Source organism: Marinobacter alkaliphilus (assembly GCF_055394375.1).
In genome coordinates, this window is the sequence record NZ_AP043751.1 from 1,121,184 (window position 1) to 1,140,845 (window position 19,662).

Here is a 19,662-nt window from a genome sequence, read left to right on the forward strand (position 1 = left end):
GTCGGGCTGCCCCTCCGAAAACCGCTGCAAGTACATCCCTGTACGCTTGCTTTCCGCCATCCATGGCTACAAGCATTTTCGGAGGGACAGCCCGACCTGATCCCCGAATCTCGTTGGAGAGTCTAATGAAATGCTAATATCCGATAAAATGATGATTATTAGCCATCCATTAGAAAATTAGATACTAAACCGATGAAACTACCTCCACTGAAAGCTCTTCCCGTATTCGAAGCCGCTGCACGGCTTAACAGCTTTTCGGCGGCTGCCGAGGAACTGTCGATCACGCAAAGTGCAGTCAGTCACCAGATCAAACAGCTGGAAACCTATTTGGGTGAGCGGCTGTTCTGGCGCTCGGGCCGGAAGGTGACGTTGACGGATGAGGGGCGGCAGTATCTGGATGCCGTTGGTTCGGCACTGTTGCAGATTGAACGGGCCAGTGAGCAATTGTTGGGGCATGAGGAGTCGCGGCTGAGGTTGTCGGTGTTCAGTTCGTTTGCGGTGCGCTGGCTGGCGCCGAGGTTGCCGGATTTGCAGCGTTTGCATCCGCAGATTGATCTGGCTTTGGAGATGAGCAGTGAGAATCCGGTGTTGTCGGATAGGGTGGCGGATTGTTTTATTACCATTCACCGGGATTCGCGGGCCTACAGTTACGATCTGCTGTATGAGGAGCGGTTGTTTCCGGTGTGCAGTCAGGATTATTGGCAGCGTATACGGCGGGAGTTGGGGCGGGATGCGGAGCCCGAGCGGCGGGATGAGCCGCCGGTAGCGCCGGCAGAGATGGCCCGGTTTCCGTTGCTGTCGACTCACAGTATCTATGACAGGCAGGGCGGCGACTGGGAGGCCTGGTATCAGGAGGCCGGTATGAAGCTGCCTGCGTCCAGTCGGCTGCTGCATTCCAGCCATATGCTGTTGTCGCTGGAGGCGGCGCGTTTTCATCAGGGCATTGCGTTGACCAATGACTACATGCTCAGTACCCGCAAGGATTCGGCGGATTTTGTTCGGTTGCCCGCCCATTCGGTGGTGACAGGTGACAAGTTCTACTTTGCCTGGAAGACCAGCCGCCGGCGGGAGCGTGGGATTCAGACGCTGCGCCGCTGGCTGGTGGATGAGGCTATTCGGGGTGGGCTTCGTGGGGAGTAACCTTCTAGCAGCCTGCGGGTTCTGGTGTTTTGAGCAGGGCGGGGGTGTCTGTCCGGAAAACGCTCGAGCCATCCATGGGCGCTTCTGCTCCGCCATCCATGGCTCCGCAAATTTCCGGACAGACACCCCCGCCCCGCTCAGCCTTACCTCACGGAGCTCGCTGTGCTAAAGCTGAATCTGTGGGGCGACCCACCTACATAGTCGGGGGCAGTCCTTGGCAGGAGGCCTCCCAAAAATGTGCGGAGCCATGGATGACGGAGCAGAAGCGCCACAAGGATGTGCCGAAGGAGCGGTTTTTGGGAGGCCTCCTGCCAAGGACTGACCTCCACCGAACTAAAAGGCTAGGAACCTGAGCCAGGCCGCTCTACAACCTTGCGCTTGCCCTTGGCACCCTTGGCCAGGGCTTTCAGGCCGTCGGCGTCGAAGGCATCCACCCGGATGACGTCATACAGGGCTGTCAGCGCTTCTTCCATTTTCGGGCATTCGTCCGCCTTGATGATGCCCTGGGCGCAGGCCCAGTCCACCAGCTCTTTACGTTGATGGCCCATCAGCAGGGCAATGCCGTCCAGTTCGTCTTCGTCGCGGCTGCGAATCGCTTCGTGCAGGCGCTGGCGCATCTCGGCGGTTTCGTTGGCCAGTTTGTAGGCATTGAGTACCCGGCCCAGCGGGTCGTCTGGATCCATGTTGATAAAGGTGCCGCGGCTAATGCGTTGGCGCACCGGGGTGTCTTTCACGATGGTGGCAGCCACCCTGGCGCCGAGCTTGTCATCCGGGCCGTTCAGGCCGGTGGCGCCGAGCGGGAACACCAGTATCCGCAGTGGCCAGCGCAGGGCCGGGACCGGGAAGTTGATGATGGCATCGCGCATGGAATCCTGCAGGTCGTGCAGGCAGGTTTGCAGGCACCATTCCACCAGGTCTCGCTGGTCGTCCGGGTAGCCTTCTTCATGCCATTGCTTGATCACCGCGGTGGCGTAATACAGATGCACCAGGCAGTCGGCCATGCGGCCAGACAAGCGCTGGCGGGCTTTCAGGCCGCCGCCGACGGTCAGCAGGGTGACGTCGGTCATTAATGCGAAGGCAGCGGAGAATCGGCCCAGCTGGCGGTAGTATTTCTGGATGTCGCCCTGGCGTGGCGCGGTTTCCAACCAGCCCTTGCTCAGGCCCAGTACGAACGCCCGCAGGGCATTGCGGGTGGTGTGGGCCAGGTGGCGGTAGAAGATGCCATCGAATTGTTTTGCAGCCTTGTCCTGGTCTTCCATGCCGGCGGCTTCGATTTCTTCCACGATAAACGGATGGCAGCGAATGGCGCCCTGGCCGAAGATCATCAGGCTGCGGGTCAGGATGTTGGCGCCTTCCACGGTAATGCCGATGGGCACGGCCTGGTAGGCCCGGGCCAGGAAGTTACGGGGGCCGGTGATCACGCCCCGGCCGGCCACTACATCCATGGCGTGGTTAATGACTTCCCGCATCAGGTCGGTGTTGCGGTATTTCAGTACCGCCGAGGGCACGGATGGGCGAACGCCCCGGTCCAGCATGCCGGCGGTGAGCAGGCGGGCGGCATCCATCATGTAGGTGTAGCCGGCGATGGGCTCCAGGGCTTCCTGAACGCCTTCGAACTGGCTGATGGTGCGGCCGAACTGTTCCCGGGTGTAGGCGTAGGCGCCAGTGGCAAGGCTTGCAAACTTGCCGGCGCCGGTGCCGAGAGCCGGCAGGGAGATGGAGCGGCCGATGGACAGGCATTCCAGCAGCATTTTCCAGCCTTTGCCGAGCATGTCTTGCCCACCAATCACCTGTTCCATGGGGATGAACACTTCGGTACCCCAGGTGGGGCCATTCATGAATACGGTGTTCATGGGCAGGTGGCGGGCTCCGGCGTTCACGCCGTCGGTCTCCCGGGGCACCATCACACAGGTCACGCCGATGTCGTCCTGATCGCCGATCAGGTGTTCAGGGTCATAGACCTTGATGGCCAGGCCAATCAGGGTCGCTACCGGGGCGAGTGTGATGTAACGCTTGTTCCAGGTGACCTTCAGGCCCAGCACTTCCTTGCCGTTCCATTCGCCCTTGCAGACGATGCCTTTGTCCGGAATGGCACCCGCGTCGGAGCCGGCCACCGGTGAGGTCAGGGCAAAACAGGGGATTTCCTTGCCCTTGGCCAGGCGCGGCAGGTAGTGGTGTTTCTGGTCGTCGGTGCCGTAGTGCATCAGCAGCTCACCCGGGCCCAGGGAATTGGGCACCATGACGGTCACCGCTGCCGATACGCTGCGGGTGGAGATTTTCATCACGATTTCGGAGTGGGCAGTGTTGGAGAAACCCAGGCCCCCGTCTTCCTTGGGAATCACCAGCCCGAAGAAGCCCTTGTCACGGATGAACTTCCATACCTTGTCCGGCAGGTCGTAGTGTTCGTGGGTGATCTGCCAGTCATCCAGCATCTTGCACAGTTCTTCCACCGGGCCGTCGAGAAACGCTTGCTCCTCGCTGGTCAGATGCGCCGGAGCGGCGTCCAGCAGCTTGTTCCATTCCGGTTTGCCGGAAAACAGTTCGCCATCCCAGTCTACGGAACCGGAGTTCAGGGCTTCCTGCTCGGTTGGCGAGAGCTTGGGCAGGCGGCTGCGGACCCAGCCCAGCAAGGGCCGGCTGAATTTGTCCAGGCGCAGGTCGCCGGGCAGGGTGATCAGTAACGCCAACGCTAACAGCAGGCCGCCGATGACAAAACTGAGAAGGTGCCAGCCGTCGTTGGCAACGCCGACGAGGGTGGCGACAGACATCACGATCGCAGCGGTTTTGCCGCCGATGCTGAAATAGATCAGCACCAGGGCACTGATAACCAGAAGCAGAACACTCATGGACAGACCTCCATATCATTACCAGATCAGGCAGATTTGCCTCTAACCATCGGCCAAAGTCCAGGCAGTTGCAAGGAAAACGGACGGTTCAATAGGGGGCTGAGTGGCAGACCGTTAAAGAATTTACAAAATCTTGCAAAAGCAATAAATCCATTCCTTTTTTTAATCGTAATTCTCTCCACTTAACCAATATGTGGAGTGCTTATATGACTGGCCAGCTCACGGTAGCAAAACGCCTGGCGTTGGGATTTGGTTTGATGGTAGCGCTGATGGTGCTGGTCAGCGTTGTAGGTAATCACCAGGTGGGATTCATTGACCGGACTCTGACCTCGGTTAATGAGGGCGCCTCACTCAAACAACGCTTCGCCATTAATTTCCGGGGCAGCGTGCACGACCGGGCCATCGCCATTCGGGATGTGGTGCTGGTGAACCGCGATGCTTCCTTGCGTGAGCATCTGCGCACCATTGATGACCTCGCGGCTATGTACCGGAAGAACGCCGAAGCCATGTCCCAGATGTTCCAGCGCCAGGGGGCCACGGATCAGGAGCGCCGTTTGCTGCGGGACATCGAAGCCACCGAGCAGCGAACCCTCGCCCTGACCGATGAGGTGGTGACTCTTCGAACCGCAGGCAATACCGAGCAGGCCCGGCGCCTGTTGCTGGATCAGGTTTCACCGGCTTACAGCGAGTGGCTGGCGCGGGTTAACGCGTTTATTGATTATCAGGAAGACACCGTTGCCGCTGACCTGGAAGAAGTGCGCGACGCCGCCAGTGGCTTCAACATCATGATTCTCTCCATCACCGGCTTTGCCGTACTGGTCAGTGTGCTGGTGGCCACGGTCATCATCCGCAAACTCAAGCGAATCCTGGGTGCGGAGCCCGAGGAAGTGGCGGCGGCCATCCGGCAGCTGGCGGACGGCCAGCTGGAGCAAAATCTGGAAACCCGTTACCCGGACAGCGTGATGGGCGCTCTGGCGGATACCATTGACCGGTTAACGGGCATCATCCGTGAGGTACGGTCTGCGGCCGAGGAGCTGTCCAACGCGTCTGGTGAGCTGGAAGATACCTCAGACAACAACAGCAAACAGATCCGTATGCAGGCTACCGAGGCTGAGCAGATGGCCACCGCGGTGAACCAGATGGCGGCCACGGTGAACGAGGTGGCGGGCTTTGCCGCTAACGCCGCGACAGCAACCCGCAAGGCTGATCAGGAAGTGGAAACCGGAAATCAGGTGGTCAAGGAGACCGCCACCTCGATCACCGAGTTGGCGAACAAGCTGGAGGACGCGGCGGCTTCTGTAAACCGGGTGTCGGAAGACAGCGGTAATATCGAGAAAATCATCGAAGTGATCAACGCCATCGCCGAGCAAACCAACCTGCTGGCACTGAATGCGGCCATTGAAGCGGCCCGCGCTGGCGAACATGGCCGGGGCTTTGCGGTGGTGGCTGATGAAGTGCGTTCCCTGGCATCCCGTACCCAGGATTCCACTCGGGAAATTCAGGACATGATTGGCCGGTTGCAGGCCGGTGCTGGTGAGGCCTCCGGTGAAATGGAACGAAGCCGGGATCTGGCTCGGGTGACGGTTGAGAAGACCGCCGAGGCAGAAACCGCGCTTGGGCGCATCCGGGAAGAGGTGGCTTCCATCAATGACATGAATGCCCAGATTGCCAGCGCTGCAGAAGAACAGAGTTCCGTGGCGGAGGAAGTGAACCGCAACATCGCACGAATTCACGATGCCACCATTGAAACCTCTGCCGGATCAGATCAGGTGGCCGGCGCCAGCCGGGATCTGGCCGTGCTGGCGGGCCAGCTGCGCTCGCGGGTCAGTGTGTTCCGGTTGAGAGGCTGAACCCTGGTTCCTGCGAGCGTTTTGAGCGAGTGGGTGGTTAAACGAAGCCAGCAGAGAACACCAGGCCGAGGACAATGGGCATGACCACCAGGCTGCCCAGGTTGCTCAATAATACCAGCGATGCCACCGCGTGGGGTTCCTGCTGATACTGCTCCGCCACCATGTAGTTGAGCACCGCAGGCGGGAGCGCCGCAAACACCCACAGGCAGGCTACCTGAAGGCCCGGCAGGTCGAGTATGGCAATCATGGGCCAGGCCAGCAGCAAGCCACTGACCGGGCAGGCAATGGCGCCAATCAGCCCCAGTTTCCAGTCCCGGAAATCGACATCCAGCATCCGCACCCCCAGGGCAAACAGCATCAAGGGGATACACACGCCACCCAGCATGTTCAGGGTTTCCAGCAGCCAGCCAGGCAGGGCAATACCGCTGAAGTTGACGGTTAGCCCGGCGATGCTGGCGAACACGATCGGCAGCCGCAATCGCCGGATGATCGACGTATGCGGGTCCAACATGTACAGGCCAACCGAAAAGTGCAGCAGCATCTCGACGATGAACAGCACGATCGCCGCCGGCAGTGCCGCTTCACCAAACGCCAGTACCAGTAGGGGGATGCCCATGTTGCCGGAATTGTTGAACATCATCGGCGGCAGGAAGGTTTTCAGATTCAGGTTCAGAACGCGGGCCACCGGGTACAGAATAATGCCGGAGCCCAGAACCACCACGGTTGCCGCCAGGGCCAGCCAGCCGTAGTCTTGCAGGGGCGCCTGCTGGTCGGCCAGCACGGCAAACACCAGCATGGGCACGAACAATTCCATGTTGAGAACATTCAGGCCTTGAATGTCTGGCGTGCGGTAACGGCCATACAGGGCGCCGCAACCTGCAATCAGGAATACCGGCAGCATGGTAGCGAGGATCTGGCCGATCATGGGGAGAGCTCCGACAAACGTTCGGGACGACAACCATCAACAAACGGTTAGGTTCGCAAGTATCGGCCCGTTTCGGCAAGCAAAAATTGCTCATGTTCGACCAAAGCGGGAGGCGCCTGCGACGGTTGGTTGCGGTCGCTGGCCGGGGCTACCACAATAGCCTTCGGTCGTCTTTCAACCTGTTGGGGAGTGTGTTTGTGGCCAGTGCATTTGATCAGCCTGTTCGCCGTGAGAATACCTGCGCGGTCAAATTCGATGCCCGCCAGGCGGTGTTCGGCCGGGACGACGTCATTCCGGTGTGGGTGGCGGATATGGACTTTGCTGCGCCCGAGGCGGTCATCCGTGCCCTGACTGAACGGGCAAAGCACCCGGTTTACGGCTATACGCTGTTTCCTGACAGCCTGTACCAGGCGATGATCGACTGGTTTGCGCAGCGCCATAACTGGCACATACGCCGGGAGTGGATATTGATGGCGCCGGGGGTGGTGCCATCCCTGAATGCCGCCTGTATGGCCTACGCCGAACCCGGCGAGGGCGTGATTATACAGCCGCCCGTGTATCCGCCTTTTTTCAGCTCGGTGCGCCAGAGCGGTCGTGAAGTGATCGAAAACCCCCTGGTTCAGGATCCGCATACCGGGCAGTACCGGATGGATCTGGAGCATCTCGAGCAATGCGCTGCCCGGCCCGATGCCAGGGTGCTGTTGTTGTGCTCCCCCCACAACCCGGTCGGCCGGGTCTGGACGGAAGCGGAGCTCAAAGAGCTGCTGGCCATTGCACGGCGCCACAACCTGGTGGTGCTCTCAGACGAGATACATTGTGATCTGACTTATCCGGACGCGGCACCGCATACCGTCCTGGGTAGACTCGCCGGAGAAGAGGATGCTCTGGTGACGGCGGTGGCTCCGAGCAAGAGTTTCAACATGCCCGGTCTTGGTCTGTCGGCCCTGGTGATCACGGACCCGGATCGGCGCAAAGCCATGAAAGCGGTGTTTGAGTCCATGCACTTGCCCCAGTGCAACCCGTTCAGCATTGCCGGCTTTGAAGCGGGTTATCGCCACGGCGCCACTTGGCTGGATGAACTGCTCGGCTATCTGCAGGCCAATCGGGATTTTGTGGCCAACGCGGTGTCCCGGCGATTGCCAGGCATTGACGTCGCTGTGCCGGAAGGCACGTATCTGATGTGGCTCGACTGTCGAAGCCTGGAGCTGGATGACGCCGGCCTCAAACGATTTTTCGTGGAGGAGGCCGGCGTGGGCATGAACCCGGGTTTGTCCTTCGGGCAACCTGGCAGTGGCTTCATGCGCCTGAACATCGGCTGCCCGCGATCCGTGCTGGAGGAGGTGATAGCGCGGATCGAGGCAGCGTTGGCTGGCCTATAGTGCCGGTTGCGACTGAATGGCGCAGTGGTCTTCCACCAGCTTCCAGTGTGGTGGCTCCTGGATACCCGGCATGTCGCCCTTGGTATCCCGGATGGCTTCCCAGATCTTGCCGCCATGGCTGACTTGGCTGCCGACGGAGTAACTCTCAGCAAACAGCCATTGTTCCGGGCGTTCGCAGAACTCTGTGTTACTGCCCGTCTGGGTAACGCCTTCCTCCACATCAGCCGGGTCTATGGGGTCGGGCGGCCTGTTTTCACCACCACAACCTGGCACCGAATGTAAGCGTTTCCAATCGAATGTGATACCCGGCTCCATACCCTCGTGAATTTCACGGGACTCGTACCAGTTGTCGTTGTGAAACACCACAGACCCCGCCGGGTAATAGCGGCTGGGCACCCATTCATGGTTATCCGGATCACAGGCCTCGGCAGACGCCAATGCAGGCATGCCAAGCGCCAGGATCATCAACAACAGACCATAAAGGGTGCGGGCTCGCCTGATGCTGGTGGTGGCTTTCATCATGTGTCTCTCCCGTTTTGTTCCTGACTCCGAAGTGAATACGCAGCCTGTCGGCGACCGGTTCGCGTGGCCAACACCAGGCCTGCGAGAATCAGCAGGCCGCCAATCATGTGAAACACGCCAAGCGACTCACCCAGAAAAATGCCGGCCAGTATCGATGCGAATACCGGGGTCAGGTACATGAATATCGCGGCCCTGGCCGGGCCGATCGCATGCACGCCGTGATTCCAGAATGCGTAGGCAAGGATACCGGGGAATATGGCGAAATACAGTAGCGGCATGGCCGTATCCCGGGTTAACTCGAATCCACCTGCGAAAAAGAAGACATCCGTGAGGTAAAACGGCAGGATCACCAGCGTGCCCAGCAGAATCTGGGTTGTCAGGAAGGTCAGAGCCGGTAACGGCACCGCCTGCCGCCTGAGCAATACCGAGAACAGCCCCCAGCTGAACACGGCCGCCACCATGATCAGGTCGCCAGGTTGTGCCTGAAGGCCGGTCAGGACCGAGAGCTCGCCGCGGGCTACCACGGTCAGGATGCCTCCGATGGCCAGTGCAATACCCAGCGCCTGAATTGGCCGGGTGCGGTCGCCCAGAAGCATCCACGCCAGCAGGGCCACGAAAATAGGAATGGTGGCATTGATCAGGGCAATGTTGGTGGCGGTGGTGGTGATGGCGGCGTAGTACAGCAGAGAGTTGAACGCCGCCACACTGAAGGTGGCCAGGGCCAGCATGGAACCCAGGCGGGCACGGATGACCCGGCGATGATGCCACATGCCGGGAAGCCCGAAGGGGAGCAGGATGGCGAGGGCAATCACCCAGCGCCAGAATGACATGGACAGGGGCGGTATATGCTCAACCGTGCCCCGGGCGACCACCGCATTGCCGGCCCAGAACAGCGGCGTAAGCACCAGGCCCACATAGGCCAGGCCGGGAATTCGGGACATAATACCAGAGGTTGCCGAAGACACATGGGCTCCTGAGGGTCAGATGCTTCTGGGCGAAACCCCTAGCATACTACTCTCCCGGAACTTCTGCCTCCGTACCAATGTGGTAGGCGGCAAAGCCGGCCATCACCACCTGATCCACCGCCATGCCGATGATCCTGCCGTTGGAGGTGGAGCGTATCGGGTGTTGCTCATTGGTAATCGGGTCAGCCACATAGCCCAGCACCTCGCCCTTTGAGACGTTGGCACCCAGGCCAATCTCGCTGAACAGAATGCCGCCGTGCTCAGCGCGCACCCAGGTAGAGTCGTAATAAACCGGTTCCGGATCGCCCCAGACAAACATCCTTGAAATCATGCCGTGCTTTTCCAGCAGACTGTTGAGGCTATTTACCCCGGCTTCAATCTGATGTTCCTGAATGCGCAATGACTCTCCGGCTTCCATGGTCACCGCGCGTATGCCTGCCTGGACGGCTGCCGTGCGCAGCATGCCAGGGGAGCCGGAACTATGCACCACCGCCATGCGGTCAAACCCACGGGTAAATTCCGCCACGTCCGGATTGTTCATGTCTGCCCGCAGCTGGGGCAGGTTGGTGCGCTTGAGCGAGCCGGTATGAATGTCCACCAGCATGTCGCAGTGGCGAATGACGTTCTCGAATAACGAATAGGCCACCCGATCGGCAAGGTTGCCGTCCTTGCGGCCCGGGAAGTAGCGGTTAAGGTCGCGCCGGTCAGGCAGGTATCGGCTACCTTGCTGAAAGCCGGTGAGGTTAACGATCGGCACACCAATCACCCGACCGCTGAGTTTCTCGGGGTTAAGGTCATACATGGTGCGGCGAACAATCTCGATGCCGTTAAGCTCGTCGCCATGCACAGCGCCGGTCAGGCACAGGGTTGGCCCGGCATTCACGCCGTTGACCACCAGCACAGGGGTAACCTGTGACAGCCCGGCAATCTGGATCTGGGGTGACCAGGCCAGCCGTGTGGACGTGCCGGGCAGAACTTCTTTGCCCAGCAGGGTGAAACTGTCGGCTGGCATCGGCTCTGCCGGAGCTTCGGCGTCATCTTCGGCTGCAGCCGTTTCTTCCGGTGCTTGACCTTCCTCTTCCAATACGTCGTCTGCCAACAGTTCGGTACCGGGCAGAGTTTCAGGCTCTGGTTCGGGCTCGGGTAGCGGCGCCACCTCTTTCAGGTCGATATTAGGCGCAATTTTTCGGTTAGCCGGCACCACCACGGGTTTCACGGTGTGTGGTTGCTGGTCAGATTCTGGTGACGATGGTTCCTGCGCGTCGTCGCTGGCATCATCATCTTCGCTCGGGCCGCGGCGGGGTTCGGAGCGCACCACATCCTCAACGTTCTCATCCTCTGCGAGTTGGGCCACCAGCAACGCGGAATCTTTGGTGTCGGCTAAGACGACCATTGGCAGGGCGGCCGCGAAAAGCCAGATCGGAAAGCGTCGGATTGTGGAGTATCTGGGCCTTTGAAACAGCATAAGTCCTCGAGTACCTGTCCAGTGGCCCCAAGGATAGGGCCCTGTATGGTTCATGAATACCGCTGTGACAGAGGTTTAATGCCACTTTCATGATCACGGGCCTATCTGTAATGGCCCAATGTGGTTGAATGTAATAACACTGCTATCTTTCAGAGATATGAATGTTATACGTGCCACAAGGAGAGAACTAAATGGACCTTTTGCGAATTCTTATAGCGATTTTGTTACCGCCGTTGGGTGTTTTTTTACAAGTGGGGATAGGCAAGCACTTCTGGATCAACATCGTGCTTACCCTGCTCGGGTATATACCTGGCATCGTTCATGCCGTTTGGGTGATCGCAAAGAAATAGCCCGGCGTTCAGTCCGGGCGAATGGTGTGCCATAGATCGTCGCTCAGGGCGGCTCTGTGCTCTGCTTCGAGTTTCAGCAGGTGAGCCAGGGCCGATCGTGCCGCCAGACCGTGAATGGCTGCTGGCACATCGTCGTAGGCTTTTGCCGTCAGGTCTTTCAGGGACACCGGCGCCAGCGCTTCAAGTGCCCGGAAGATCTTGTGCTCCCGCGACAACCGGTGGGTGATCAGATAATCAATCACCGCCTCCGGCTGGCCCATCAGGAAACCGTGAGCCGGCGCGATGAAGCGAATGGGCTCATCCAGCAGGTCATACAGAGATTCCACATACGCCTTCATGTCGCCGTCCGGCGGATTGATCACCACCGTGGAGCCCTGCATGATGTGGTCGCCAGAGAATAGCAGCTCCTGGTCTTTCAGCAGGAAACACAGATGGTTCGAGGCGTGTCCGGGGGTGTGGATCACCTGCAGGATGCCCGCCTCGCTGACAATCAGATCGCCATGCTCCGGCTCATCGTCCGCTTTAAAGGACTGGTCCTGCCCGGCGCCCTCCGGGGCGGGCCAGCCAAACACCCGGCAACCGGTTCGTTGTTTCAGAAGCGACACGGCCGGTGAATGATCCATGTGGGTATGGGTTACCAGTACCTGGTCCACCACCCCGCCGGTCACTTCCAGAATCTTTTCAATGTGGGCCTCATGGGCTGGTCCCGGATCAATCACCGTTAACCGCTCAAAACCCAGAATATAGGTATTCGTGCCCGGCCCGGTCATCATCCCCGGGTTCGGCGCCGTCAACCGCACCACTCCGGCTGCCACCTCCACCGGCTCACCGGGCACAATTTCCGCCCGGGTGGTGCCTTCCCCCTCAGGGTCCAGCTTGACCGCCTCATCGTAAGCCGGCGCGTTAGGTTCCAGCATCACCGGCTTGCCCTTGCGAAGTGCCGGCCAGGGATCGGTCGGAAACGCCTCCGGCGGGTTGGCGTGGGCATAGCGCATCAACTCGGCGGTGGAACTGAAATCACACAACACCCGCAGGGTACGAATCGTCGGCAACCCCAATAACCGCTGTCCGGCCCGATGCTCCTCCAACGCCTGCGCCGGCGACATCCACACATGATCAATCGTCTCCTGACCATCGTGCCCGGCTACCTGCCCCTCCGGCGCCACCGCCACAAAAAACCGGGTATCGAACCGCCGCGGCGGCCCCGGTGGCGTCACCCAATGGCTCAAATACGCCAACCGGTCCAGCGGCACCACCAGCCCGTGCTTCGCACACAACTGCGCCAGCGACACCTCATCCCGGAACAACGCCTGCCGCTCACCATGCACCGGATGGTCCGCGCCAACCAGCTTGCCGTTCGCATCCTGAGCCAGCAGAACTCCCGCCTCCTCAAAACACTCCCGAACCGCCGCCAACATAAAATCCGCGCCACCGGCATCCAGACTCATGGTCTGACTGATATCCGCGTCTTCAACACCCACAACATGCCGCTGTGCCTCCGACTCCTGCTCGTTCACCGCCCCGCCGGGGAACACATAGTAACCGGGCAGGAAAATGGCCTCCCAGGTGCGTTGCAGCAGAAGCACTTCAATGCCGTTTTCGGTATCGCGGGTAAGAACCAGGGTGGCAGCCGGGCGAATATCCATAAGTAACTCTTATTATGACGTTTTATTGGGCGCATGCAGGAAGTCTGGGCGGGGCTTGGGGCTGGGCTTTCCAGAACTGTGCGCAGCCATGGATGGCGGAGCCCAAGCGTCACAAGGATGTGCCGAAGGAGCGTGTTCTGGAAAGCCCAGCCCCAAGCGCCGCTTACTCCGAAATAAAAAGCGCAGGAACAAGAAGCAAGATACCCGATAGCACCATAAGATGAGAAGTCACAACCGGAAGCGTATGATTCAGCCCAAACCAATTTTGAACCAGATCAGGACACCCTCGTGGCAAGAATCAAACTCGAATTTCCCGACAACGCCTTCAGCTTCGAAACCCGAATGCCCGTCAGAATCACCGACATCAACGGTGCCAACCACCTCGGCAACGACGCCCTGATCTCCATGCTCTCCGAAGCCCGCGCCCAGTTCCTGGTCGAACATGGCATCGAAGAAGCTGACCAGAACGGCACCGGCATCATCGTTACCGACCTGGCCACCATGTACCAGGTCGAATCCTTCTACCCGGACATGCTGCGCTTCGAAGTCGGCCTGATGGATTTCAACAAATACGGCGGGGATTTCGTGTTCCGGGTCACCAAAGCCGACACGGGCCAATCGGTGGCCATGGCCAAATACGGTTTTGTGTTCTTCAACTACACAACCCGGGAAGTCACCCCCATGCCCGAGAGCTTCCGGGCCAGGTTTGCCGGCTAACGGTCCGGGTAATTCCGGCTTGGGCCGTCCTTATCCACACCCCGGAACAGGGCGGCCTTGGCCATCATATGGGCACTGACCGGCGCCGTCACAAACAGGAAGACAGTGACAATGGCCTCATGCACCGATAGCCCGCCCCGCTGAAAACTGAAGTACAGTAACGAGCCGATCAACAAACAGCCCAGGCCAAGGGTGCTGGCCTTGGTGGGGCCATGCAGACGCATGAAAAAATCCCGCAACCGCGCCAGACCGATCGAGCCAATCAGCGCAAACAAGGCGCCGGCGACCAGGAACAGCGAAATCACCAGCTCAAGAACGAACGGCATGGATGACGCAGTCATTCGATCACATCCCCCCGTAACAGGTACTTGGTCATCGCCACGGTCCCGACAAACCCCATCAGGGCAATCAGCATGGCAGCCTCAAACAGGATGCCCAGCGACAACCGGATATCAAACAGCACAATCAACGCAATGCTGTTGATCATCAGAGTGTCCAGCGCCAGGATCCGGTCCACGATGTCGGGCCCGATGGCCAGCCGGTAAAGGTTCAGCAGAATGGCAATCGCAAACACAGTGATCGCCAGGGTAACCGCCCATTCAATCATCGAAAATCTCCTGTAACGGCAGCTCGTAACGCTCACGGATGTCTCTGATCAGCGCTTCTTCATCCTCCAGGTGCAGGCTGTGGATCAACAGGGTGCGGCCCTCGCGATCGTAGTGGGCGCTGACCGTGCCCGGGGTCAGCGAAATGGTGCTGGCCAGTATGGTTACGGCAAAGTCGTCGGTCAGTGCCAGGGGGTAGGTGAAGAACCCCGGCTCCAACTGCCGTGAATAGAACAGGATACGCCGGGCGACAATCAGGTTGGATTTCAGGATATCCATCAACAACCGGCCAAGGTAGCGCAACAACTTACCCGGATACTTGATCCTTGAACGCTCCGGCCAGAACGGCTGGGTGACCCGGGAAATCACCACCGCCAGCACCGCACCCAGCAACAGGTGGGCAAAGCTGAACTCATTCATCAACAGCCATAGCAGCAGCAGAAAGCCGGTGAACAGGGGGTGTGGCACCCAGCGCTGTAACCAGTTCATGGGGTCAGCCCTCCGGTCATCGTAGCGGGTTCACCAAGCACCGCCTCAACATAGGCGGACGGATGATAGAGCTGGCCTGCGGTTGCCGACATATATTCCATCACCGGTGCAGCGAACAGTGCCAGAGCGCCACTGATACCGATAAGCACTGACACCGTGGCCACACGCGCCGGGTCCAGCTTGCGGCGCTGGCGGCCGGTGAACGGTTCCGGTTTCCAGAACCAGCCGGAGCCGGCTCGGCTGAGTGCGGCAATCATGAATAATCCGGCAATCAGGGTAATGCCCCAGAGCCACAGGTAGTGTGGGTGCGTGATGGCGTTCTGCAGCAGCCAGGCTTTACTAACAAATCCTGAGAACGGCGGCAGCCCCGCCATACTGACGGCCGCTACCAGGAACAGCGTGCCCAGAATCCAGCGATGGGTCAGAGGCGCGGTTACCGAGAGCAGGTCGTAGCCGTCGGCCCGCTGCCGGCCGATGAGGTCCGCCAGCAGGAAGAACACCGCCGCCAGGCAGGTGCTGTGCAGCAGGTAGAACAGGCTGGCGGCCAGTACGGTGGTTTCGGCCATGGCAAAACTGGCCATCAGCAAGCCGCTGGACATGATCACCAGGTAAGCCGCCATGGTGCGCAGGCTGGCGGCCCCCAGCACGCCAATGGCGCCGAGACCCAGGGTGGCCAGCGCCAGAGGCCAGAGCCAGAGAAATACCCCGGCGTTGAGGGGCTGCGCCGGGTCGAGCCCGAACACAATCAGAAGCACCCGTACCATGGCGTAAAAGCCCACCTTGGTCATGATGGCAAACAGCGCCGCCACCGGTGCGCTGGAGGCCGAATAGGCCCTGGGCAGCCAGAACAGCAGGGGTAAAATGGCGGCCTTGATACCGAACACCACCATCAGTAGCAGGGCGGCGCCTTTCAGCAGGGTCTGGTCATCGGGGCTGGCGGCGGCAATCCGCACCGCCAGGTCGGCCATGTTCAGGGTGCCGGTCAGCCCATACAGAATGCCCAGAGCCAGCAGGAATAGGGCAGAACCGAGCAGGTTGATGATCACATAGTGCAAGCCCGCCCGGCTTCTGGCCCGGCCGCCGCCGTGCAGTAACAGGGCGTAGGAAGCCAGCAGCAGGATCTCGAAAAACACGAACAGGTTGAACAGATCACCGGTCAGGAAGGCGCCGTTAATGCCCATCAGCTGGAACTGGAACAGGGCATGAAAGTGGGAACCCTCCCGGTCGCTGCCCCGGCTGGCATAGAGCACGCAGAACAGGGCCAGTAAGGCGGCCAGTAGCAGCATCATGGCACTCAGCCGGTCCAGCACCAGCACAATGCCGAACGGCGGCTGCCAGTTGCCCAGCCAGTAGGTGTGGTAATCGGTTTGCGCCGCAATAACCGCCCACACGCCCAGCGCCACCAGCAAACTGGTGGACAGAATACTCCACACCCGTTGCCGGCCGATACTGGCCCGGTGGTTTACCAGCAACCAGGCGGCGGCCAGCATGGGGATGACGACCGGCAGAATCATCAGGTGGGTCATGGCCGGTCCTCGTTCGGGTTTTCACCGTCTACGTGATCGTTTCGCAACTCCACTGCGGCTTTCAGCGACAGCACTACCACAAAGGCGGTCATGGCGAAGCTGATCACAATGGCGGTCAACACCAGCGCCTGGGGCAGCGGGTCTGCGCTGGTTTCAGTGAGCCCGACGATGGCCGGGGCGCCGGTTGTCAGCCGGCCCATGCTGAACAGGAACAAGTTGACTGCGTGCGACAACAAGGTCAGGCCCAGCACCACGGAAAACGTGCGCGCACGCAGAATAAGAAACACCCCACAAGTGGTAAGCACGCCCAGAGCCACTGCGATCAGCAATTCCATCAGCCTACCTCCTTGCCGGGGCCGGCTATGGTCATCAGTTTGCCCAGGTTTGCCAGAATCAACAGGGTTGCCCCGACCACAGTGGTGTAAACGCCCAGATCAAACAGCAGCGCACTGGCCAATTCGAACTCGCCGATCAATGGCCAGTGCAGATGAGCAAAGGTGGTGGTCAGGAACGGATACCCGAACACCCAACTGGCAACCCCGGTGAACATGGCGATCAGCAGCCCCGCACCAATGAGCGAGCGGAAGTGCGTACGCATGCGCGCCTGGGCCCAGACCAGGCCACCGGCCATGTATTGCAGGGTCAGCGCGACGGCCGTGACCAATCCCGCAATGAAACCGCCCCCAGGCATGTTGTGGCCGCGCAGGAAAATATACGCGGACACCAGCAGGGCAATGGGCAAAGCCATGTGCGCCACCATCTGCAGGATGACCGGATGGGGCTCTGCTACCCAATGGGAGTGGCCGGATTCCGCCACCCGTTTTTTCAGATTCAGGTTGCGGGTAAAGGCGAACACCGCCACGGCGGCAATGCCCAGTACCGTGATCTCACCCAGGGTATCGAACCCCCGGAAATCCACCAGGATCACATTCACCACGTTGGTGCCGCCGCCTCCGGGCACACTGTTGGCCAGGAAAAAGTCGGAAATGGAGTTTACCGGTCGGGTCAGCACGGCAAAGGTGAATGCAGCCACACCGCCGCCGGCGGCCAGGGCCACGAACAGATCACGGGCAATTCTGGGAAAGCGGGATTCCTTGGGTGAGCTCTGGGGTAAGAACGACAGGGCCAGCATCATGATCACCACCGCCATCACTTCAACTGACAGTTGCGTCAGGGCAAGGTCCGGCGCGGAGAACCAGGCAAAGGTGAGGGTGACAAACAGGCCGGTGACCGACAGCAGCAACAGGGCGGGTAGGCGGTGACGATGAAACAGCACAACGCCGATGGCCGACAGGCACAGGATGCTGATGCCAAACACCACCAGCGGATTGAGACTGCTCAATGGCACCGGCCCGCGCCACCGTTCCAGCCCGAGCAAGCTCCAGGCCACAAGGGCGACGGTGGTTAAGAGGATCAGCGCCAGGTAGCGCTGGAGTGAGCCATTCTCCAGGCGATAAACCAGCGTTTGAGAGAACCGAATGGTGCGCTGCATGGCGGTTTCAAAAATGTCCTTGGCATCCACTTCCGGCAGTCGTGCATGGATAGCGAAAAGCGGCTTGCGGGCCGCGTAGACTGCCAGCCCGCCCAGCATGGCCACCAAACTCATCATGGCTGGGGTGTGGGCGTCGGACAGGGCACTGAAATCATACGCTGGTAAATGAGACACGGTGGTCTGCAGCACCGCCAGATGCACCAGGTGGTCGTAGATCCACTGGGGAGCCAAGCCAACCAGCAACGATAACGTCGCCAGAATGGCCAGCGGCAACAATGCGGCGGCCGGCTTACGCTTTGGCGGCCACACCGGCAGATCCCGTGGCTGGCCATTGAAGAAAACGTTGTGGAAGATGCGCACCGAATAGGCCACCGAGAACAGACCGGCCACGGTGACCCAGGCCGGGATCACCACATCCGCCCAATGGGGTGCGGTCACCAGCAGGCTTTCGGAGAACAGCATCTTCTTGCTCAGGTAGCCGCTCATCAGCGGCAGCCCCGCCATGGCGGCCGCCGGCACCAGGGTGACGATCATCAGAGCAGGCATCCAGCGCCACAGGCCATTGATCAGCTGCATATCCCGGCTGCCCGTGGCCTGATCCACATAGCCTGCCATCATGAACAGCGGGGCCTTGAACAGGGCATGGCAGACCAGATGGAACAGGGCCGCCGCCATGGCCATTTCACTGCCCATACCAATCAGCAGGGTGATCAGGCCCAGATGGGATATGGTGGAATAGGCCAGCAGGCCCTTGATGTCGTGCATGAACATGGCGACAAAGGCGCCCACCATCAGGGTCACCATGCCGGTGACGGTGATCAGGGCAAACCAGAGCTCGGTATCGCCCAGGGCCGGGTGCAAACGCGCCATCAGGAACAGCCCGGCCTTGACCATGGTGGCTGAATGCAGGTACGCGGAGACCGGCGTGGGGGCGGCCATGGCGTGGGGCAACCACAGGTGGAACGGCGCCTGGGCGGATTTGGTGAAGGCGCCCAGTAGCACCAGGCTCAGCATCAGCGGGTACAGGCTGTGCTGCTTGAGGGTCTCGCCCTGAGAGAGGATATCGGACAACTGGAAGCTGCCGGCCATGTTGCCCAGCAACAGAATGCCGGCCAGCAGGGCCAGGCCGCCACCCCCGGTAATCACCAGTGACATCCGGGCACCCCGGCGGGCGCCCCGGCTGGACCAGTTAAAGCCGATCAGCAGGAACGACACCAGGCTGGTCAGTTCCCAGAACACCAGCATGAACAGCAGGTTTTCAGACAGCACAATGCCGAGCATGGCGGTCATGAACAGCTGGATCAGGATAAAGAAGCGCGGCGCGTTGGCTTTGCCGTCAAAGTAATAGCGGGCGTACAGAATGATCAGGCAGCCAATGCCGGTGATCAGAGTGGCAAACAGCAAGCTCAGGCCGTCCAGCCGGAACGACAGGTCCAGCCCTAGTTGAGGAATCCACTGCACAGTGGTAATCAGCGCGTTCTGGTCTGAAGCCTGCGGCCAATGGCTTGCCAGCAAAAGGACGCCGGTAAAGGGTGCAACGGCAGCCAGAAGTGCATGAGCACGTATGCTGGCGCCGGTTGGGTTGCGGCTCAGTAACCAGGAAGCAAACGCTCCCAGCACCGGCAGCAAAATGATGAGTCCTGGTACCATAGAGAGGCCGGTAGCCCGGAAGGAATATTTGGGTTAATTGTTCATCCGCCCGCAGCGATCAGGCTCGGGCGTGATAGTTAAAAGAGATTACCGAA

Annotated in this window: 17 protein-coding genes; 5 read left to right on the plus strand and 12 right to left on the minus strand. The window is 60.1% G+C overall.

Translation table 11 applies throughout. The annotated features are described in order from the left end of the window. Positions 1-192: 192 nt before the first annotated feature. Positions 193-1,140 (plus strand): LysR family transcriptional regulator, encoded by a 948-nt coding sequence (locus tag ACZ5Q2_RS05025; RefSeq protein ID WP_061332001.1) that lies wholly within the window; start codon positions 193-195, stop codon positions 1,138-1,140. Positions 1,141-1,481: 341 nt separating this feature from the next. On the opposite strand, the gene ACZ5Q2_RS05030 is transcribed toward ACZ5Q2_RS05025, so the two are convergent. After that, complete coding sequence (locus tag ACZ5Q2_RS05030; RefSeq protein WP_061332000.1) at positions 1,482-3,986, minus strand: acyl-CoA dehydrogenase; 2,505 nt, start codon at positions 3,984-3,986, stop codon at positions 1,482-1,484. Positions 3,987-4,192: 206 nt separating this feature from the next. Here ACZ5Q2_RS05030 and ACZ5Q2_RS05035 point away from each other — a divergent pair, with 206 nt between their 5' ends. Continuing rightward, positions 4,193-5,836, plus strand: a complete 1,644-nt coding sequence (locus ACZ5Q2_RS05035; RefSeq protein WP_432210405.1) for a methyl-accepting chemotaxis protein — start codon at positions 4,193-4,195, stop codon at positions 5,834-5,836. Positions 5,837-5,873: 37 nt separating this feature from the next. Here ACZ5Q2_RS05035 and ACZ5Q2_RS05040 read toward each other — a convergent pair whose 3' ends face one another. Beyond that, complete coding sequence (locus ACZ5Q2_RS05040; RefSeq protein ID WP_432210404.1) at positions 5,874-6,761, minus strand: AEC family transporter; 888 nt, start codon at positions 6,759-6,761, stop codon at positions 5,874-5,876. Positions 6,762-6,958: 197 nt separating this feature from the next. On the opposite strand from ACZ5Q2_RS05040, the gene ACZ5Q2_RS05045 reads away from it, so the two are divergent. Continuing rightward, complete coding sequence (locus ACZ5Q2_RS05045) at positions 6,959-8,140, plus strand: MalY/PatB family protein (protein ID WP_432210725.1); 1,182 nt, start codon at positions 6,959-6,961, stop codon at positions 8,138-8,140. Here ACZ5Q2_RS05045 and ACZ5Q2_RS05050 read toward each other — a convergent pair. The 3 genes from ACZ5Q2_RS05050 to ACZ5Q2_RS05060 all read right to left on the minus strand — a co-directional run bounded on the left by ACZ5Q2_RS05050 (position 8,135) and on the right by ACZ5Q2_RS05060 (position 11,020). Next, positions 8,135-8,662 (minus strand): carbohydrate-binding protein, encoded by a 528-nt coding sequence (locus ACZ5Q2_RS05050; RefSeq protein WP_432210403.1) that lies wholly within the window; start codon positions 8,660-8,662, stop codon positions 8,135-8,137. The two genes, ACZ5Q2_RS05045 and ACZ5Q2_RS05050, sit on opposite strands and share 6 nt — an antisense overlap. Next, positions 8,659-9,603 carry a DMT family transporter gene (locus tag ACZ5Q2_RS05055; protein ID WP_432210724.1) on the minus strand — a complete coding sequence of 315 codons (945 nt, stop codon included), beginning with the start codon at positions 9,601-9,603 and terminating at the stop codon, positions 8,659-8,661. The genes ACZ5Q2_RS05050 and ACZ5Q2_RS05055 overlap by 4 nt, the downstream gene beginning before the upstream one ends. Positions 9,604-9,673: 70 nt before the next feature. Then, the gene (locus ACZ5Q2_RS05060; RefSeq protein ID WP_432210402.1) at positions 9,674-11,020 is read right to left on the minus strand and encodes a succinylglutamate desuccinylase/aspartoacylase family protein; all 1,347 of its coding nucleotides are present in this window, start codon (positions 11,018-11,020) and stop codon (positions 9,674-9,676) included. Between the two features lie 263 nt (positions 11,021-11,283). Between ACZ5Q2_RS05060 and ACZ5Q2_RS05065 the strand changes: the two genes are divergently transcribed. Continuing rightward, positions 11,284-11,442, plus strand: coding sequence for a YqaE/Pmp3 family membrane protein (locus ACZ5Q2_RS05065; protein WP_022989318.1), 159 nt, complete (start codon positions 11,284-11,286; stop codon positions 11,440-11,442). A gap of 8 nt (positions 11,443-11,450) precedes the next feature. Here the strand turns inward: ACZ5Q2_RS05065 and ACZ5Q2_RS05070 are convergent, their stop codons facing one another. Continuing rightward, positions 11,451-13,088 carry an MBL fold metallo-hydrolase gene (locus ACZ5Q2_RS05070; protein ID WP_432210401.1) on the minus strand — a complete coding sequence of 546 codons (1,638 nt, stop codon included), beginning with the start codon at positions 13,086-13,088 and terminating at the stop codon, positions 11,451-11,453. Positions 13,089-13,376: 288 nt separating this feature from the next. On the opposite strand from ACZ5Q2_RS05070, the gene ACZ5Q2_RS05075 reads away from it, so the two are divergent. Continuing rightward, positions 13,377-13,805 (plus strand): thioesterase family protein, encoded by a 429-nt coding sequence (locus ACZ5Q2_RS05075; protein WP_432210400.1) that lies wholly within the window; start codon positions 13,377-13,379, stop codon positions 13,803-13,805. On the opposite strand, the gene ACZ5Q2_RS05080 is transcribed toward ACZ5Q2_RS05075, so the two are convergent. The 6 genes from ACZ5Q2_RS05080 to ACZ5Q2_RS05105 are packed head-to-tail and all read right to left on the minus strand — an operon-like array spanning position 13,802 to position 19,567. Next, on the minus strand, positions 13,802-14,131 hold the full coding sequence (locus ACZ5Q2_RS05080) for a Na+/H+ antiporter subunit G (RefSeq protein WP_432210723.1): 330 nt from the start codon (positions 14,129-14,131) through the stop codon (positions 13,802-13,804). The genes ACZ5Q2_RS05075 and ACZ5Q2_RS05080 overlap by 4 nt on opposite strands. A gap of 11 nt (positions 14,132-14,142) precedes the next feature. Then, positions 14,143-14,412: a K+/H+ antiporter subunit F gene (locus ACZ5Q2_RS05085; protein WP_432210399.1), complete on the minus strand. Its 270-nt coding sequence runs from the start codon at positions 14,410-14,412 to the stop codon at positions 14,143-14,145. Then, the gene (locus ACZ5Q2_RS05090; RefSeq protein WP_432210398.1) at positions 14,405-14,899 is read right to left on the minus strand and encodes a Na+/H+ antiporter subunit E; all 495 of its coding nucleotides are present in this window, start codon (positions 14,897-14,899) and stop codon (positions 14,405-14,407) included. Before ACZ5Q2_RS05090 ends, ACZ5Q2_RS05085 begins: the two co-directional genes overlap by 8 nt. Further along, positions 14,896-16,425, minus strand: a complete 1,530-nt coding sequence (locus ACZ5Q2_RS05095) for a monovalent cation/H+ antiporter subunit D (protein WP_432210397.1) — start codon at positions 16,423-16,425, stop codon at positions 14,896-14,898. Before ACZ5Q2_RS05095 ends, ACZ5Q2_RS05090 begins: the two co-directional genes overlap by 4 nt. After that, positions 16,422-16,760 (minus strand): Na+/H+ antiporter subunit C, encoded by a 339-nt coding sequence (locus tag ACZ5Q2_RS05100; protein WP_058090812.1) that lies wholly within the window; start codon positions 16,758-16,760, stop codon positions 16,422-16,424. Before ACZ5Q2_RS05100 ends, ACZ5Q2_RS05095 begins: the two co-directional genes overlap by 4 nt. After that, positions 16,760-19,567 (minus strand): monovalent cation/H+ antiporter subunit A, encoded by a 2,808-nt coding sequence (locus ACZ5Q2_RS05105; RefSeq protein ID WP_432210396.1) that lies wholly within the window; start codon positions 19,565-19,567, stop codon positions 16,760-16,762. Before ACZ5Q2_RS05105 ends, ACZ5Q2_RS05100 begins: the two co-directional genes overlap by 1 nt. Between the last annotated feature and the right edge of the window lie 95 nt (positions 19,568-19,662).